Here is a 16,051-nt window from a genome sequence, read left to right as displayed (position 1 = left end):
AATCAATGGAAAGGAGGCCCGCGCCCATGGGGCGCCGGGCATGGGGGCCAGCCGGTGGGCTAGCCTTGAAAAGGTGGGCAGTGTGCCAGAGTGCGGGCCACCACCGTCACGCTGGGGCCGAAGGCAAACCAGGCCCAGGCGGCGGCCAGGCCGCCCAGGGCGGACAGCAGCAGCCACAGCCACATCCGCCCGGCCCGGGGCGGCGGCACCGGTGGGGAGGCTGGCATGGTGTCAAAGTCCAGTTCAGCCTGGCGGCCATGCCGCTGGGCCTGGGCTTCGCGCAACGCATCCAGGATGTTGGACATGGCCTTACTTCTCGACGATGAGGCGGGGCTCGTTGACGCCAATGGCCCGGTTCAGCTGCATGAAGGTTTCGGCGCCGGCCACGCCGTCGGCTTTCAGGCCGCTGGTGAGTTGGAAGGCAGCGATCTGTGATTTGAGCAAGGCATCGGCCTTCTTGCCCTCGGCCGGCTGGGGGCCGCCCTGCAGCAAGGCCAGCCGCGAACCCAGCCAGTCGACCGGTGGGCCGGAGGCCCCCACCCGCACCTTGCCGCGGTACTCGGGCGGCGCCCGCCACAGCGTGGAGTATTCGCCGCGCCACATCTGCAGCAAGGCGTTCAACGACAGGGTTTGCGACACCCCGCCCACCACCAGCGTGGCCGACTTGGCCGACAGGCCGCTGAGCAGCGCGTACACCGGCTTCTTGCTGTTGTCGTACAGCGTCAGGATGCCGGGCCGGTCCAGCGCCTGCACCGTGGTGAGGGTGGCTTTCTGCTGGTCAAAACACTCGACCTGCTGGGCCGCTGCCAGCGTGCAGGGGTCCCCTGGGCCCAGCTGCAGCTTCCACAGGCCGGCCAGGTCGCGCCAGGCCTCGGCCTCGCTGCGGTGGAAGGCCTTCAGCGTCGGCGCGGCTTCGGCCGCGGTGGCTGGCGGTGATGCGGGGGTGGCGGCGGCGGTGGGTGCGCTGGCCTGGCCGAAGCTCGGCGCCAGCTTGCCACCGGCGGTGACCGGGGCCACCGGCGGGCTGCTCAGCGCCACCGGGGCCGGGCTGCTGCTGGCCGGTGCGCTGGCGCCCGGGCTGGCGGCGGCCAGGGCGTCGGGCGCCGGGGCCGTGCCACCGGAACGCAGGCCCAGGCTCAGCAGGCCAAACACCAGCAGGCCTAGCGCCAGGCCGGCACCCAGCAAGGCATAGGGGTGGGTCTGGGCCAGGCGGGCGGCCAATGAGGCGGGGGCGGCATCGGTGGCCGCCGGGACCAGCACCGAGGGCATGGCCGCCGAGGCCTGCGCAGCCGCCGCTGCTGGCTTGGCTGGCGCGGCCGACGGCTCGTCGTCAAACACCTCGCGGGCGGCCTTGTCGACGATGTCGCGGCCGATCTGGGCCTTGCCGGTGGCATAGGCACCCAGCAGCGTGCGGTCGCACAGCAGGTTGATGCGGCGTGGCACGCCGCGCGACAGCTTGTGGATGCGCTGCACCGCCTTGCGGTCGAACGGCACCTCGCCCACCCGGCCGGCCACCGCCAGTCGGTGGCTGATGTAGTGGGCGGTCTCGGTCTCGGACAGCGCCGGCAAATGGAAGCGCGCAATCACGCGCTGGGCCAGCTGCTCCATGTCGGGCCGGGCCAGCAGCGTGCGCAGCTCGGGCTGGCCGATCAGCACGATTTGCAGCAGCTTGCGCTCGCTGGTTTCCAGGTTGGTCAGCAGCCGCAGCTGCTCGATCACGTCGGCCGACAGGTTTTGCGCCTCGTCGATGATGAGCACGTTGTTCTTGCCGGCCGCATGGGCCTTGAGCAAAAAGGCGTTCAGCGGGTCCACATAGTCGGTGACCGTGGGCGGCGTGGTGCGCGAGGGCTTGGGGTAGCTGACGTGGAACTCGTCGCAGATCGAGCGCAGCAGCTCGATCACCGTGAGCTTGGGGTTGAAGATGTAGGCCACGTTGCAGTTGGCCGGAATCTGCTCCAGAAAGCAGCGGCAGACGGTGGTCTTGCCGGCGCCGATTTCGCCGGTGAGCAGCACAAAGCCGCCCCCGCCGCCCAGCCCGTAAAGCAAATGGGCCAGCGCTTCGCGGTGCCGCTCGCTCATGAAGAGGTAGCGCGGGTCGGGCGAAATCGAGAAGGGGCTTTCCTTGAGACCAAAGAATTCGGTGTACATGGGTCGGGAATGCGGGGTCGGCTGCCGGGTCGGAAAACACCATTGTCACCGCAAGCGGCAGCGGCCTCGACCGAACGCGGCTGGGGAAGACCCGAACCCCGGGTTTGGGGGTTGGGGCCGGGGCACGGGGCAGGACCCGGCTGTAAGAAGCGGGCCGGGCAAGCGACTCTTGGGCACTGGCTCGCCGTCCCGCTTTTTCTTTGTTCTGCCCGAAAGGTTCACCATGTCGCGTCCTTCCCTCCCCTCGCTCAGCCTGGCCACCGCCTGTTTGCTGCTGGCCGCTGGCTCGGCGGCGGCCCAGAGTGCCGCCGGCCAGTGCAGTGCCCAGTCGGCCGCCACCGTCACGCCGGTGCTGGAGCTTTACACCTCCGAAGGCTGCAGTTCCTGCCCGCCGGCCGACAAATGGCTGTCCACCTTCAAGGGCAAAGCCCCGGCCGGCGCGGTGATCGAGGCCTTCCATGTGGGCTATTGGGACTACATCGGCTGGGTCGACCGGTTTGCCGCACCCGCCCACACCAGCCGCCAGCGCCAGGTGGCGGGCTGGAACAGCCTGCGCAGCATCTACACCCCGCAGGCGGTGCTGAACGGGGCCGATTGGAAAAACTGGGGTGGCGCCCTGCCCGCTTCGGCCGCCGTGGCCCAGGCCAGCATCAGCCTGCGCCAGCTGGGTGCCGACCAGTTCGAGGCGGTGGTCACGCCGGCTGCGGGGGCGCCGGCCAACTGGTCGGCCTACTGGACCCTCACCGAACATGGCCACAGCTCCAAGGTCAAGGCGGGAGAGAACGCCGGCGAAAACCTGGCCCACGACTTTGTGGTGCGCCAGTACACCCCGGCCGGCGACTACCGCAGCACGCCCGGCCAGCCGCAGAAGCTGAGTTTTCGCAGCATCGCCGCCACACCGGGCCACCCGCGCCAGGTGAACCTGGTGGTGTTCGATCCCGCCACCGGCAAGACGGTGCAGGCGGTGACGGTGGGCTGCTGAGGCGGCGTCAGGGCTTGGTGCGGCGCCGGGTTTGCGATGGCAGTTCGCCAAAGCGCTGTCGGTACAGCTTGGCGAATTGGCTGGGGTGCTGAAAGCCCCAGCCAAAAGCGATGTCGGTCACCGAGTGTTCGCTGGGCGCGGTGCGCAGTTCCTCGCGCACGCCGCGCAAGCGCATCTCCCGCTGGAAGGCCATCGGCGACTGGCCACGCGCGTTCACAAAGGCCTGGGTCAGGGTGCGCACGCTGACACCGGCGGCCCGGGCCACCGCCTCCCGTGTGGGCACATCACGCAGGTGGGCCATCATGTAGTCCTCGGCCAGCCGCAGGTGGGCTGGTGCGGCGTTCTCCTGCAGCGTGCGTGCCGGCCCCTGCTGGCGCCAGGCCGACAGCAAATGCATGCCGATCAGCTCCTCCAGGTGCCGGCCCAGTAGGCCCTGCGCCACCTGCTCGGTTTTCTCCATCGCACAACGCGCTGCGTAGTCGAGCAGCGGCAACAGGCTGGCCGCGCCGGTGTCGAGCTTGAAGGCGGTTTGCCACATCCGCGGGTCGGCCGGCATGCCGTACCAGTGTTCGTGCAGCTCGGCCATGCGCTGGTGTGAAAACACCAGGTTCAGCGACTGCGTGTCCTGCGAAATCAGCGCGTCGAGGTTGGCGCAGCTGGTGTCCACCACAAAGCTGTCGCCGGCCACCAGCTCCACATCCTGCGTGGCGCGGGAGCTGTAGCGGTTGTGGCCCTGCAGAAGCGTCAGCGCCAGGCCGTTGCCGGCGGCCACCTGGTCCACGCAGGCCTCGATCTGCGCGCCAAACGACAAGCGGCTCAGCGTGAAGGTGCCAATCTGCGCGGCGTACACCGTGGTCGAGGGGATGGCCCGGGTGTCAACCTTGAGTTTGTACGGTGTGTAGAGCTGTTGGGTCAGCGCCAGGATTTCGTCCCAATCGCGCGACTGCGCCACCAGAAAGCGCTCTGTCTGCTGGCCGGCTGCGTCACGGACCAGTGCATTGGATAACAAGGATTCCGTGGCGTGCATCGGTGTCTGTGGTGCCCTGCAGGCTGTGTGGGGTAATGGGGGCGGGGTGTGTCGGTGGTGTCATTAGAAACACTCACCGCCCCTGAACACAAAGGGATTACCCCAGTGAACGAAATGCACAAAAACGCTGCTTGGTTTCCCGCAGGTGATAGCGCGGCCGTTGGCCTCTCCCTACACTGAAGTAGACCAATAGTTCTACACGCGCAAGCCGCACCGTCCCTGTCACCGGGGCGGGCTCAGCGTCCCACAAGGAATAGGGAAAACCATGCACAGCATCCAACACCGTGGCCTGACGGCCTTGCTCGCCACCACGCTGGTGGCCTGCGGTGGCGGCCAGGACGCCCCAAGGGCGGCGGGCGTGGCCGCCAACAAGCCTGCCGAGGCCAGCGCCACCGCCAGCACCCCGCCGCCCAGCTCGGTGGCGGTGGACGGGTCGGTGGTCACGCCCACCGTTTCGCCGGCGGCGCTGCGGGCCAGCCCCGACGCCTACGCCGGCTACCTGAGCACCTTCATGGGGGTGATGGGCGCGGTGACCGACACACTCACGCAGTCGGCCAGCAACTTCCTCTCCGGCCCCAAGGTGGCCAGTGCGCAGATTCAGCGCGCTGACTGCGGTGCCGGCTCCCGGCCTGAAACCGGCTTGCAAGGCCAGGTGCCGCTGGCCGACCGGCAAAGCGGGCGCAGCCAGCAGGGCTACGACTGCAACATGGGCCTGGTGGGCCAGTACCAGGGCGAAGGCGCGACCTGGGTCAACCCCTTCTACGGCCAATGCGCCTACATGGCCACCGCGTTCGCCGGCATCCCCCACAAGCGCTCGCAAGGCGTTCAGGTGGTGGACCTGTCCAACACGGCCCGCCCCAAGCTGTCCACCCACCTGACCAGCCCGGCCTACTTTGCCGGCACCTGGGAGTCGCTCAAGGTCAACGAAAAGCGCGGCCTGCTGGGCGGCGTGGCGGTGGGCGAGGCGCTGGCCGCAGCCTTCTTCGACGTCTACGACCTGAGCCAGGATTGCGCCCAACCCACGCTGACCAACGCCTTCTCCGGCAACCTGACGCTGCCGGCCAATGTGCTGGGCCACGAGGGCAACTGGGCCCCCGACGGCCTGACCTACTGGGCCTCGGGCCTGGCGGCCGGCTCGCTGACCGCGATCGACGTCACCAACCCCAAGAAGCCGCGCATCGTGTACACCGGCACCTCGGTGGTCACCAACCACGGCTTCGAGTTGAGCGAAGACGGCAACCGCATGTACCTCACCACCGCCTTCCCGGCCGGGCTGATCATCCTGGACGTCAGCGACGTGCAGGCCCGCAAGGCCGTGCCCATGGTGCGTCAGGTGGGCAGCGTGTTCTGGAACACCGGCGGCGTGGGCCAGCACACCATCCCGGTCACCCTCAAGGGCAAGCCCTATTTGGTGGCGGTGGACGAGTTCGCCTCCGAGGCGGTCAAGTTCGTCGACATCTCGGACGAAACCAAGCCCAAGGTGGTGGCCAGGCTGCAACTGGAAATCCAGCTCCCCCAGCATGCCGACACCCGGCTGAAAGACACCACCGGCAACGGCCTGTTCGGCTACGAGGCGCATTACTGCTCGGTGGACCGCCGCATCGAGCCCACCGCGCTGGCCTGCGGCTTTTTCCAGTCCGGTGTGCGGGTGTTCGACATCCGCGACCCTTCGGCGGTGAAGGAAATCGCTTACTTCAACCCGCCGGCCCAGGTCGGCCAGGCCGACCGCCTGCACGGCTCCGAGCATGTGTCGGGGGTGGTGGGCAATGTGGGCGCGCTGGCGTTGTCGGACGCCGTCAATGCCAACCAGGCCACGCTGCCCACGCTGTTGGCCCGCGCGCCGGGAAACCCGTCCACCACCGCCAACATGACCGCCGACTACTGCAGTTCGCCGCCCAAGTTCGTTGGCCGCGAGCAGCTGTGGGTGACCTGCCAGGACAACGGCGTGATGGTGCTGAAGTTCAAGAACGGCGCCTACCCTCTGCAGTGACAGGCCCATGAGCACGCCACAACGCCCGCCGCGGCCTGGGCTGCGTTGGCCGCTGCTGTTGGGCATCGCCACGCTGGCCTTTGCCGCCGGCGTCGGCGTCACGCGCTGGGTTGACCAGGCGGCCGCCGCTGCGGCCACGCTGCAGGCCGCCGGCCCCATTGACGTGGGCTTTGCGCAAAGCATGGCCACCCACCATGACCAGGCGGTGGCCATGGCCCAGCTGGTGCGCCGCACGGCCTCGCCCACCATCGCGCAACTGGCCGACAGCATCGCCAGCACCCAGACCCAGGAAATCGGGCAGATGAAGGGCTGGCTGGCGCTGTGGGGCCAGCCGCTGCTGCCCACCGACCGGACCATGACCTGGATGGTTCCCAAGCCGCAGTCCAGCTCCTACGACCCAGCCTATGTGGCCGAGTGCCGCACGGCCGTGGGCGGCATGCCCGGCCTGGCCACCCTCGACGAGTTGGAGGCCTTGCGCACCACCACCGGCCCGGCACTTGACCGGCTTTTTCTGACCCTGATGCTGCGCCACCACGCCGGTGGCGGCCCCATGCTGCGCTACGCCGCCGAACACGCCGAAACCGAGGTGGTGCGGCAGGCCGCGGGCCGCATGGCCTATGAGCAAGGGCGTGAAGCCGGGCAACTGACCCGCCTGCTGCAAAAACTGAATCGCCCATAGACGGTGGTCGACCGTGTTTGTTTGGCGCCGATCAACCCGGCGCCAGCAAGCCCGCCATGTGCATGGCACACTGCCCTTGTGACTGATTCCCCTGCCGCTCCGACCCTGCCTCGCGGCGCGGTGGCCGGCCTGTCGGTGGCGGCCTTTGCCAGCGGCATTTCGCTGCGCATCACCGACGCCATGCTGCCGCGGCTGGCCAGCGACTTTGGCTTGTCGCTGGGTGACGCGGCGCTGGTGATCACGGTGTTCTCGGTGGCCTACGGTTTCTCGCAGCTTCTGTTCGGCCCCATGGGGGACCGTTTTGGCAAGTACCGGGTGATTGCGCTGGCCTGCCTGGCCTGTGCCGTCACCACGGGCAGCTGCGCGCTGGCGCCGGGCTTCGGCGCGTTGTTGCTGGCCCGGGCCTGTGCCGGCGCCACGGCGGCCGCGGTGATTCCCTTGGCCATGGCCTGGATTGGCGACGTGATTCCCTACGACCGGCGCCAGCCGGTGCTGGCCCGCTTTCTGATTGGCCAGATCCTGGGCATCTCGGCCGGAGTGCTGTTTGGCGGCTATGCGGCCGACCACCTGCACTGGCGCACGCCTTTTGTGTCGATTGCGGTGCTGTTTGTCGTGGTCGGTCTGGCCCTGCTGTGGATGGACCGCCGGCTGCCGGCCGACGCCCGCCAGACCCGCCATGCCGAGGGCTCGGCGCTGGCCCGCATGGCCCATGAGTTTGCCGAGATCGGTCGGTTGCCCTGGGCCCGGGTGGTGCTGCTGACGGTGTTTGCCGAAGGCGCTTTTTTGTACGGCGCGTTTGCCTACATGGTGTCGCACCTGCACCAGCAGCATGGCCTGCCGGTGGCCACGGCCGGCGAGGTGGTGATGCTGTTCGGCATGGGGGGCCTGCTGTTCGCGCTGGCCGCCAAACAGCTGGTGCCGCGGCTGGGCGAATCCGGCCTGGCGCTGTGGGGCGGGCTGCTGGTGTGTGGGTCCTACCTGGTGATTGCGCTGGCCAGCCCCTGGGGCTGGGCCGTGCCCGCGGCCTTTGCCGCCGGCCTGGGTTTTTACATGCTGCACAACACCTTGCAGATCAACGCCACCCAGATGGCGCCCGAGCGGCGCGGGTCGGCGGTGTCGGCCTTTGCGGCCAGCTTCTTCATCGGCCAGTCGGTCGGGGTGGCATTGGACGGCCGGCTGATTCCCTGGCTGGGCACCACCGGCGCGCTGCTGCTGGGCGCTTTGGGCGTGCTGGGGGTGGCGCTGAACTTCAGTCGGCTGAAAATAAGGCGCCAGCGGGCGGCCTGACCTGACACACTGGGGGCATTGGCCGCCAGGCCCACCGGGAGATTTGCATGGAACACCAACACCACCGCTTTTGTGAACTGTTTGCCCAGCTGGGGTTGCCCAGTGGCGAGGCCGACATTGCCCACTTTCTGCAACGGCATGCGCCCCTGCCCCCCGAAATCCACCTGTCCGAAGCCGCGTTCTGGACACCCACCCAGGCCAGCCTGCTGCGTGAGAAAAAACAGGAAGACGCCGACTGGGCCGAGTTGGTGGACCAGCTGGACGCGGCCCTGCGCCACGCCGCCTGAGCCTGGCTCAGCGGGCCCAGCCCTCGGGCCGGGTGAGCTCGAAATTGCCCTCGGCCTTGGTGCGGCCGTACCAGTCAGCGCCCATGCGCGAGACGATGTCCAGCTTGGCCGGGTCCACCTGGCCGTTGGCACCGACGATGGCCTCGTCGATGTGGGCCGCCACCACCTCGCCCAGAATCAGGTAGCAAGACGGTTGGTCGGCCGGGTAAGGCGTGAGGCTGGCCAGCCGGCACTCGAAAGCGGCTGGCACGCCGGCCACCCGGCGCGGTTTGACCTGTTCGCTGGGCAGGCTGGCCACCTGGGCGGCGTCGAACTCGCTGGTACCCTGGTCGTAGCCAAACGAGGTCTGGTTCATGGTTTTCACCAGCGCGAACGGCACCAGATTGACCACGAACTCGCCAGTGGCGGCGATGTTGGCGGCGGTGTCCTTCATGCTGCCGTTGCTGTTGACCAGCGGGCAAATCATCAGCGTGGGCGGGGTGTGGGTCACCACCTGGAAAAAGCTGAACGGCGCCAGGTTGGCCACACCGTCGGCCGACAGGCTGGAGACCCAGGCCACCGGCCGCGGGGTGACGGTGGAGGCCAGCCAGTGGTAGGCCTGGCGGGCGCTCAGGTCTTTGAAATCAACGTACATCGGCGCCCTTCAATGCCCGCGCAGCGAGGCCCGCAGCGACTCGCCCAGCGCCGGCTTGTCGGCAAAGGGGTCGGTGGGGTTGCGGGCTTGCAGCACGTCCTCCATGCGGGTGCGCACCGAGGCCAGGGCCTGGGGGTGGCTGTAAATGTAGAACTGGCCGGTGGCCGCCGCGTCAAACACCAGCTGCGCCACTTCGGCCGCGGTGACCTTGCCGCTGGTGACCGCCTTGTCGATCATGGCCTGGCCAATTTTCTGGCTGCGGGTGGGCCGGTCGGCCGCGGCGCTGTCGGGCCGGTTGCGCTGGCTCTGGCTGATGCCGGTGGGCACGAAGAAGGGGCACAGCACCGAGGCGCTGACCTGGTCGCTCACCAGCGCCAGGTCCTGGTACAGGGTTTCGGACAGGCTCACCACCGCGTGTTTGCTGACGTTGTAAATGCCCATGTTGGGCGGCGCCAGCAGGCCGGCCATGCTGGCGGTGTTGACGATGTGGCCGCGGTAAGCCGGGTCTTTTTCAGCAGCGGCCAGCATCAGCGGCGTGAACAGGCGCACGCCGTGCACCACGCCCATCAGGTTGACGCCCAGCACCCATTCCCAGTCCTGGACGGTGTTCTCCCACACCAGGCCGCCGGTGCCCACGCCGGCGTTGTTGAACACCAGGTGGGGCGCGCCAAACCGCTGGGCCACCTCGGCGGCCAGGGCCTCCATCTGGTCGGCATTGCTCACATCGACCCGGCGCGCCATCACCGTGGCGCCGGCGGCGCTGAGTTCGGCCTCGGCGGCGTTGAGCGCGTCCTGCTGCACGTCCACCAGCACCAGGTTCATGCCTTTTTGCGCGGCGATGCGGGCGCATTCCAGACCGAAGCCCGAGCCGGCGCCGGTCAGCACCGCGGTTTTGCCCTTGAAGTCGGTGATCATGCCTCGGCCTTTTTCAGCACAAAGCCGATGCGGGGGAAATGCACATGCACGGTGCCGGCGCGCTCGTCGGTGCGGCGCAGCGTGTAGTGCATGCGGGTGGCGGCCACCAGCTCGCCCACGGTGGCCTCCAGGCCAAAACTCTCGGCAGTGACGCTGACCTGGCTGCCCAGCGCAATGCCATGCTCGTCCTGGAACACCTCGGGGCTCACCGGCGCGGGCTGGCTGGCGGCGGCGATGGCGATCGCTTCGGTGGATGTCAGTGGTGTGGCGCTGCCATGGCCGATGGCGGCCATGCGGTCCATCCATTCCAGCACATGGGGCGTGGCGTCAAAAATGGGCGCGACCGCCGGAATGCCACGGCTGAACCACAGCGGGTGGTAAACCGACAAATCCGCCACACAGGGCTGGTCGCCGAACAGAAAGGTCTGGCCATCCAGCATGTTGGCAATGCGGCGCAGGTAGCTTTTGTAGGCCGCGGCCGCGTCGCCAGGGTGCATGCGGGGGGTGCCGCCGCGCATCGCGGCACGGTCCGCACCAAAGGCCTTGGCCTGGTCCATGCTCATGCCACGCATCTGGAAAAACGATGCCGCGCCGGCCGGGTTGAAGTTGTGCGCCATCGAGGTGTTGAACAGCGTGCTGTCGGCCCATTGCGCCACGATGCGGGCCGCGCCCTTGTGGCTGTCGGGGTACAGCGCCGGCGTGGGCTGGCGGTGCTCCAGCACGTCACAGATCAAGGCGGTGTCGCAGTAGATGTCGGCTCCCACCTGCAGGAAAGGCGTGCGGCGGTAGCCACCGGTCAGCGCCAGCACGTCGGGCTTGGGCATGACGTTGGGCACATGGACCGAGCGCCAGGCCAGGCCTTTGAGGCCCAGCGCCAGCCGCGCCTTTTCAGCGAACGGCGACATCGGGTAGTGGTGCAGGATCAGTTCAGACACGGGGTTTCCTCTCGGCAAAGATCAGGCCCAGGGTGTCGCGCACATCGCGCACCTCGGCGCCTTGCAAGGCATTTTTCTCTTGCAGCAGGCGGTGCAGCCGCGGCAAATGGTAATGCGGCACCGCCGGGTACAAATGGTGTTCCAGGTGGTAGTTCACATGGTGGGGGAACAACACCGCCCGGGCCAGCCAGTTGCCCAGCGTGCCGCTGGTGTTGTTGCTGCGCGCGGCCGTGAGTGGCGAGCTCAGGTCGGTGGTGGCGCCATGCTCGCAGATGGCGCGCAGCCGCAAGATGGGCTGGATCACGGTCAGCATGGGCAGCAACCACAGCACAAGGTACATCAACAGGCCGGTCCAGCCGCCCAGGGCCAGCGCCAGCAAGGGCGCCGCCCCATGGAAGCCCACCACCATCCAGCGGTCTTGCCGGGCGGCGGCGCGCAGCTCGGGCGAGGTGTCGTTCAGCGGCCGGATTTCACCGGGGGCGTCGTCGTTGATGGCCGGCGAGCCAAAGAAATAGGCATAGGTTTTCCAGGCGTTGAGGCCACAGAGGTCTTCGGCCAGCTTTTTCCACAAATAGGCCTTGCCACGCGGGTAGCCGCCGTGGATGGCGGTGTCCGGGTCCAGCTTGCCGAACAGGTTGTTGTGGTGCAGCCGGTGGGTCACGCGGTAGGTGCACATGGACACCCCGCTGCTCATGCCAATCAGCCGGCCCACCCCGTCATTGACGCTGCGGTGGGCAAACAGCCGGTAATGCGCGGCCTCGTGGGCCAGGATGAACAGGCCATGCTGGGCAATGCCGATCACCAGCACACTCAGTGAGGCGATCCAGGGGTTGGGCCAGTTCAGCACCGCCAGGGCGATGGCCGCGCCAATGACGCCCAGCGTCTGGCCGATCGCCAGCAGCGAGCGGGCGGTGGAGAGCTGCGTCAGCGGCGCCAGCTCTTGCGCACTCAGGATGCGTCTGGCCTCGGCGTTGCGCGAACCCACGGCCGCGTGCAGGGGCCGCAGGTCGTTGCGGAATTCTTCGCCGGCACGGGCGGTGTCGGCAGCGGGCTGAACGACGGGGTTGGCTTCCATGGGGTGTCCCTCAGTGGCCCACCGGGTGGGGTGGCTGTGTGCATTTTCGGCCAGAACCGGCCACCCTGCCCGCCCCGCTGTCTTGCGCGGGACCGGGCGTCGGGGACGGGTTCAGTCGGTGGGAATGGTTTGCAGCGGCTGCACCGCGCGCGGCCCGACCGGCAGCCGCTTGATGTACTTGAAGGTGCCGGTGGCGTGGGCACAAGCCCGGCCCTCCGCGTCGAACACCGTGGCCTCGGCAAAGGCCATGGTGGCGGTGCGGTGCTTCAGAATCCCCTGGGCCTGCAAGGCGCCACGGGCCGGCTGCATGAAGCTGGTTTTCATCTCGATGGTGACCACGCCCATTTCCTTGGCCACACTGCGCGCCGCCACCGCCATCGCCACGTCCAGCAGCGTCATGCAAGCGCCGCCATGGGTCACGCCAAAGGAGTTCAGGTGCTCGGGCTTGGGCGTGTAGGCGATGGTGGAAAACCCGCCATCGAAACGCTCCAGCGTGAAGCCGAGGTGGTGGACAAAAGGAATCTCAACGCCGAAATTCATCATTCATGGCTTCCTTATGACTCCCCTGAGCGTCGCGAGCGGGCGTCAGGCAAGGCGGACGGAGCGCAGCCACCGGAACGTACTTTTGTACGTGAGGATGGCGAGCACCGCCCAACGCCGCATCACGCCCGCGCAGCAGCTCAGCCACCGGTGATGACGCTGACGCCGCCGTCCACCGCCAGCCATTGACCGGTGATGTGTCGGCCTGCGTCCGACGCGTACAAAACTGCCAAGCCCTTCAGGTCTTCGTCACCGCCCAGCCGCCGCAGTGGCGCACCGGCAGCCAGCTTCTCCTCGCCCAGCCGCTCCAGCGTGCCGGCCGTCATCTTGCTGGGGAAAAACCCCGGGCAGATGGCGTTGACGTTGATGTTGTAAGGCCCCCATTCACAGGCCAGCGCCCGGGTGAAATTGATCACCGCGCCCTTGGAGGTGTTGTAGGCGATGGTCTTCATCTCGCTGGGGTTGCCGCCCAGGCCGGCAATGGAGGCGATGTTGATGATGTGGCCCGCGCGGCGCGGGATCATGCTTTGTTTAGCCACCTGCTGGCTCAGGATGAAATAGCCGCGCACGTTGAGGTTCATCACCTTGTCCCAGGCCTCGACCGGGTGGTCTTCGGCCGGCGAGCCCCAGGCGGCGCCGGCATTGTTGACCAGGATGTCGATGGCGCCCATGCGCTGCAGGGTGTCGTCGGCCAGGCGGCGGATGTCTTCTTCCTTGGCGCAATCGGCGGCGATCCAGCGGGTGTCGATGCCGGCGGCCTGCAGTTCGGCCGTGGCTTCCTCCAGGTCGGACGCCTTGCGCGAACTGAGCATGATGCGGGCGCCGGCCTCGCCCAGCGCCTGGGCGATCTGCAGGCCCAGGCCACGCGAGCCGCCGGTCACCAGCGCGGTTTTGCCGGTCAAATCAAACAGTTGCTGGACGGTACGGGTCATGCGGTGCAATCCTTGGGTGCAGGGTTGGAATCAGTCGGCCATTGTGGCGCGCTGCCTGGGCACGCCATGTCACGGCGGCGATATGGGGCCGGGCCCTCAGTCCTTGTTGGGCAGCCGCGAGCGAACGTAGATCAACACCGCACCCACGGCGGCCAGCAGGCCACCCACCGCCACCAGCGTGGTGCCCAGCGCCTCGTCGCTGCGCTGGGTGTACAGGCCCAGGCCCAGGGTCAGCAGGCCCAGGTAAATCAGCGCCCAGATCAGGCTGTGCAAACGGGCATAGGGCTTGGGTGTGCTCATCAGAAGGCGTCCTCGTTCATGTCGGCACAGGTCATGTCGCGTTGCGACACCACCTGCAGCCAGGCGCCGATTTTCGGCAGTTCGTAATGGTAGAAGTAACGCAGGGCGCGGAGCTTGCCCTCGATCAACAAGGCGTCGACGGCTGCCCCACCCTCTGTGGCCGATTGTGCGGCCAATGCCACGTCCAGCCAGACCCAGGCCAGCACCGTGTGGCCAAAGGCCTGCAAATAGGGCACGGCGTTGGGCAAGGCCTCGGCCGGGTTGGCGGTGGCCCAGGCGGCCTTGGTGGCCGCACCCAGCTGCTGCAAAGCCTGGGCCAGTGCGTTGGCATGCGCCGCCAGCGCGGGCTGCTGGATGGCGCGCTCCACCGTGGCGTTGATGCGGCCGGCCAGCAGCTGCAGGCCACGACCATTTTCCATCAGCACCTTGCGGCCCAGCAGGTCCATGGCCTGGATGCCGTGGGTGCCCTCGTGGATCATGTTCAGGCGGTTGTCGCGCCAGTACTGCTCGACCGGAAAGTCGCGGGTGTAGCCATAGCCGCCATGGACCTGGATGGCCAGCGAGTTGGCCTCCAGACACCATTCGCTGGGCCAGCTCTTGGCAATGGGGGTCAGCACCTCCAGCAGCAGCCTGGCCTCGTCGGCCGCGGCCGGCTCACCGGTGTGTTGCTCATCCACCAGCCGGGCGCAGTACAGCTCGAGGGCCAGCGCGCCCTCGCAGTAGGACTTCTGCGCCAGCAGCATGCGCTTGACGTCGGCATGTTCGATGATGCGGATCTGCGGCGCGGCAGCGTCCTTGCCGGCCGGCCCCATGGCCCTGCCCTGCGGCCGGTTCTTCGCGTAATCGAGCGACGCCTGGTAGCCGGCCATGCCCAGCATGGTGGCGGCCATGCCGACGCCGATGCGGGCCTCGTTCATCATGTGGAACATGCAGCGCAGGCCCTCGCCGGGGCGGCCCACCAGGTAGCCCACGGCGCCCGGTTGTCCATCAACGGGGTACCTGCCCTCGCCGAAGTTCAGCAGCGTGTTGGTGGTGCCGCGCCAGCCCAGCTTGTGGTTGAGGCCGGCCAGCGCCACGTCGTTTCGCACGCCGGTCAGCTGGCCTTGCGTGTCGACCAGTTTCTTCGGCACGATGAACAGCGAAATGCCCTTGACCCCCGGCGGCAGCTTGCCGTCGGCCCCCGGAATCTTGGCCAGCACCAGGTGAACGATGTTCTCGGTCAGCTCGTGTTCGCCGGCCGAGATCCACATCTTGTTGCCCTTGAGCCGGAAACGTGGGCCCAGCGGGTCGGCCTCGAAGCCTTCGCCGTCGGGCACGGCCCGCGTGGCCACGTCGCTCAAGCTGGAGCCTGCCTGCGGCTCGCTCAAACACATGGTGCCCGACCAGCGGCCGGAGAACTCGTTGAGCGCAAACACCTGTTTTTGCAGCGCGCTGCCATGGGCCATCAACAAATTGGCGTTGCCGGTGGTCAACATGCCCGAGCCTATGCTGACCGAGGCCATGGAGAAGAAGGCGTTGGCCGCCGCCTCCACCGTGTAGGGCAGCTGCATGCCACCGATGTCCTGGTCTTGCGCGGCGCTGAGCATGCCGGACTCGGCATAGGCCTTGTGAGCGTCGTGGGTGGCCTGTGGCAGGTTGACCTTGTCGCCGTCGAATTGCGGCTCCTGGGTATCGACCAGCCGGTTGAAGGGCGCAAACTTCTCGCGGGCGATGCGCTCGCAGGTGTCGAGCACCGCGTCGAAGGTCTCGCGGGAGTGGTCGGCGAAGCGGGGGCGCCGGGTCAGCGCCGCCACGTCCAGCCAGTGGTGCAGCAGGAAATCCAGGGTGGTTCGCATGGCGAGGTCCGGAAAAGTGGGGCCAGAGCGGCCGGGAAATCAGGCGGCCAGCGGCTCGGCGGCAGCCTCGTTGCGGGCCACCTGGGCTTGTACCAGCGCACACAGGCGCTCCTGGCCGTCTTGCACCACCAGCAGCTCGCAGCGGCACAGGGCCTGGGCCACGCCCAGCTGCACCGTGTGGGCACGGGCTATCAATCGTTCCCCCACCGCGGGGCGGATGTGGTGGGTGGTGGTGCTGGGCAGCGTGACCGGGCTTTCCAGCGCCGTGCCGCCGGCGAAGGCCATGGCGTTGTCGGCCAGGTAGGCCAGCACGCCGCTGTGAACCGCGCCGTCGTGGCTCAGCAGCTGGGCGGTGATGGGCAGCTGCAGCTCGGCGTCGCCGGGGGACAAAGCCACCATCTCGGCGCCGAGCAGCACGCTGAAGGGCTGCGAAGCCAAAACCTCGCGACCGAACTTCAGCCAGATCGACGGTTTGCCCATGCAGC

The 16,051-nt window shown here is 68.0% G+C and carries 17 protein-coding genes; 5 read left to right on the top strand and 12 right to left on the bottom strand.

What is annotated here, in order from left to right; genetic code table 11:
• Positions 1 to 59: 59 nt before the first annotated feature.
• Positions 60 to 305, bottom strand: coding sequence for a hypothetical protein (locus AC4BAR_RS06020; protein WP_490626898.1), 246 nt, complete (start codon positions 303 to 305; stop codon positions 60 to 62).
• Between the two features lie 4 nt (positions 306 to 309).
• Complete coding sequence (locus AC4BAR_RS06015; RefSeq protein ID WP_490626897.1) at positions 310 to 2,148, bottom strand: ExeA family protein; 1,839 nt, start codon at positions 2,146 to 2,148, stop codon at positions 310 to 312.
• A 223-nt stretch (positions 2,149 to 2,371) separates the two neighbouring features.
• On the opposite strand from AC4BAR_RS06015, the gene AC4BAR_RS06010 reads away from it, so the two are divergent.
• Positions 2,372 to 3,130: a DUF1223 domain-containing protein gene (locus AC4BAR_RS06010; RefSeq protein ID WP_490626896.1), complete on the top strand. Its 759-nt coding sequence runs from the start codon at positions 2,372 to 2,374 to the stop codon at positions 3,128 to 3,130.
• Positions 3,131 to 3,137: 7 nt separating this feature from the next.
• Here AC4BAR_RS06010 and AC4BAR_RS06005 read toward each other — a convergent pair whose 3' ends face one another.
• Positions 3,138 to 4,157, bottom strand: a complete 1,020-nt coding sequence (locus AC4BAR_RS06005) for an AraC family transcriptional regulator (RefSeq protein WP_490626895.1) — start codon at positions 4,155 to 4,157, stop codon at positions 3,138 to 3,140.
• A gap of 265 nt (positions 4,158 to 4,422) precedes the next feature.
• Here AC4BAR_RS06005 and AC4BAR_RS06000 point away from each other — a divergent pair, with 265 nt between their 5' ends.
• The 4 genes from AC4BAR_RS06000 (at position 4,423) to AC4BAR_RS05985 (ending at position 8,400) form a co-directional block, all read left to right on the top strand.
• Complete coding sequence (locus AC4BAR_RS06000; RefSeq protein WP_490626894.1) at positions 4,423 to 6,147, top strand: LVIVD repeat-containing protein; 1,725 nt, start codon at positions 4,423 to 4,425, stop codon at positions 6,145 to 6,147.
• 7 nt (positions 6,148 to 6,154) lie between these two features.
• Positions 6,155 to 6,826, top strand: a complete 672-nt coding sequence (locus AC4BAR_RS05995) for a DUF305 domain-containing protein (RefSeq protein ID WP_490626893.1) — start codon at positions 6,155 to 6,157, stop codon at positions 6,824 to 6,826.
• Between the two features lie 78 nt (positions 6,827 to 6,904).
• Positions 6,905 to 8,113: an MFS transporter gene (locus AC4BAR_RS05990; protein WP_490626892.1), complete on the top strand. Its 1,209-nt coding sequence runs from the start codon at positions 6,905 to 6,907 to the stop codon at positions 8,111 to 8,113.
• Between the two features lie 47 nt (positions 8,114 to 8,160).
• The gene (locus AC4BAR_RS05985; RefSeq protein WP_490626891.1) at positions 8,161 to 8,400 is read left to right on the top strand and encodes a DUF2789 family protein; all 240 of its coding nucleotides are present in this window, start codon (positions 8,161 to 8,163) and stop codon (positions 8,398 to 8,400) included.
• Between the two features lie 7 nt (positions 8,401 to 8,407).
• Here AC4BAR_RS05985 and AC4BAR_RS05980 read toward each other — a convergent pair whose 3' ends face one another.
• The 9 genes from AC4BAR_RS05980 to AC4BAR_RS05940 all read right to left on the bottom strand — a co-directional run bounded on the left by AC4BAR_RS05980 (position 8,408) and on the right by AC4BAR_RS05940 (position 16,046).
• Positions 8,408 to 9,034, bottom strand: a complete 627-nt coding sequence (locus tag AC4BAR_RS05980) for a flavin reductase family protein (RefSeq protein WP_490626890.1) — start codon at positions 9,032 to 9,034, stop codon at positions 8,408 to 8,410.
• A 9-nt stretch (positions 9,035 to 9,043) separates the two neighbouring features.
• Positions 9,044 to 9,949, bottom strand: a complete 906-nt coding sequence (locus tag AC4BAR_RS05975; protein WP_490626889.1) for an SDR family oxidoreductase — start codon at positions 9,947 to 9,949, stop codon at positions 9,044 to 9,046.
• Positions 9,946 to 10,884, bottom strand: coding sequence for a glutathione S-transferase family protein (locus AC4BAR_RS05970; RefSeq protein ID WP_490626888.1), 939 nt, complete (start codon positions 10,882 to 10,884; stop codon positions 9,946 to 9,948). Before AC4BAR_RS05970 ends, AC4BAR_RS05975 begins: the two co-directional genes overlap by 4 nt.
• Positions 10,877 to 11,959: a fatty acid desaturase family protein gene (locus AC4BAR_RS05965; RefSeq protein WP_490626887.1), complete on the bottom strand. Its 1,083-nt coding sequence runs from the start codon at positions 11,957 to 11,959 to the stop codon at positions 10,877 to 10,879. The genes AC4BAR_RS05970 and AC4BAR_RS05965 overlap by 8 nt, the downstream gene beginning before the upstream one ends.
• 111 nt (positions 11,960 to 12,070) lie before the next feature.
• Positions 12,071 to 12,502 carry a PaaI family thioesterase gene (locus tag AC4BAR_RS05960; protein WP_490626886.1) on the bottom strand — a complete coding sequence of 144 codons (432 nt, stop codon included), beginning with the start codon at positions 12,500 to 12,502 and terminating at the stop codon, positions 12,071 to 12,073.
• Between the two features lie 137 nt (positions 12,503 to 12,639).
• Positions 12,640 to 13,431 carry an SDR family oxidoreductase gene (locus AC4BAR_RS05955; RefSeq protein ID WP_490626885.1) on the bottom strand — a complete coding sequence of 264 codons (792 nt, stop codon included), beginning with the start codon at positions 13,429 to 13,431 and terminating at the stop codon, positions 12,640 to 12,642.
• Between the two features lie 96 nt (positions 13,432 to 13,527).
• Complete coding sequence (locus AC4BAR_RS05950; RefSeq protein ID WP_490626884.1) at positions 13,528 to 13,731, bottom strand: hypothetical protein; 204 nt, start codon at positions 13,729 to 13,731, stop codon at positions 13,528 to 13,530.
• Positions 13,731 to 15,566, bottom strand: coding sequence for an acyl-CoA dehydrogenase (locus AC4BAR_RS05945; protein ID WP_490626883.1), 1,836 nt, complete (start codon positions 15,564 to 15,566; stop codon positions 13,731 to 13,733). Before AC4BAR_RS05945 ends, AC4BAR_RS05950 begins: the two co-directional genes overlap by 1 nt.
• A 39-nt stretch (positions 15,567 to 15,605) precedes the next feature.
• Positions 15,606 to 16,046, bottom strand: a complete 441-nt coding sequence (locus tag AC4BAR_RS05940) for a PaaI family thioesterase (RefSeq protein WP_490626882.1) — start codon at positions 16,044 to 16,046, stop codon at positions 15,606 to 15,608.
• Positions 16,047 to 16,051: the final 5 nt, after the last annotated feature.

It is taken from the genome of Rhodoferax sp. SPJ4, from assembly GCF_058216275.1.
The sequence above is the reverse complement of the archived record's forward strand: the minus strand, read 5'-3'. Positions and strand labels throughout refer to the sequence as shown.

Coding starts and splice junctions, on each gene's coding strand:
- AC4BAR_RS05980 (WP_490626890.1), bottom strand. CDS start 9,034: ATGTACGTTGATTTCAAAGACCTGAGCGCCCGCCAGGCCTACCACTGG.
- AC4BAR_RS06010 (WP_490626896.1), top strand. CDS start 2,372: ATGTCGCGTCCTTCCCTCCCCTCGCTCAGCCTGGCCACCGCCTGTTTG.
- AC4BAR_RS05955 (WP_490626885.1), bottom strand. CDS start 13,431: ATGACCCGTACCGTCCAGCAACTGTTTGATTTGACCGGCAAAACCGCG.
- AC4BAR_RS05960 (WP_490626886.1), bottom strand. CDS start 12,502: ATGATGAATTTCGGCGTTGAGATTCCTTTTGTCCACCACCTCGGCTTC.
- AC4BAR_RS06015 (WP_490626897.1), bottom strand. CDS start 2,148: ATGTACACCGAATTCTTTGGTCTCAAGGAAAGCCCCTTCTCGATTTCG.
- AC4BAR_RS06000 (WP_490626894.1), top strand. CDS start 4,423: ATGCACAGCATCCAACACCGTGGCCTGACGGCCTTGCTCGCCACCACG.
- AC4BAR_RS05940 (WP_490626882.1), bottom strand. CDS start 16,046: ATGGGCAAACCGTCGATCTGGCTGAAGTTCGGTCGCGAGGTTTTGGCT.
- AC4BAR_RS05985 (WP_490626891.1), top strand. CDS start 8,161: ATGGAACACCAACACCACCGCTTTTGTGAACTGTTTGCCCAGCTGGGG.
- AC4BAR_RS06005 (WP_490626895.1), bottom strand. CDS start 4,157: ATGCACGCCACGGAATCCTTGTTATCCAATGCACTGGTCCGTGACGCA.
- AC4BAR_RS05965 (WP_490626887.1), bottom strand. CDS start 11,959: ATGGAAGCCAACCCCGTCGTTCAGCCCGCTGCCGACACCGCCCGTGCC.
- AC4BAR_RS05975 (WP_490626889.1), bottom strand. CDS start 9,949: ATGATCACCGACTTCAAGGGCAAAACCGCGGTGCTGACCGGCGCCGGC.
- AC4BAR_RS05950 (WP_490626884.1), bottom strand. CDS start 13,731: ATGAGCACACCCAAGCCCTATGCCCGTTTGCACAGCCTGATCTGGGCG.
- AC4BAR_RS05945 (WP_490626883.1), bottom strand. CDS start 15,566: ATGCGAACCACCCTGGATTTCCTGCTGCACCACTGGCTGGACGTGGCG.
- AC4BAR_RS05995 (WP_490626893.1), top strand. CDS start 6,155: ATGAGCACGCCACAACGCCCGCCGCGGCCTGGGCTGCGTTGGCCGCTG.
- AC4BAR_RS06020 (WP_490626898.1), bottom strand. CDS start 305: ATGTCCAACATCCTGGATGCGTTGCGCGAAGCCCAGGCCCAGCGGCAT.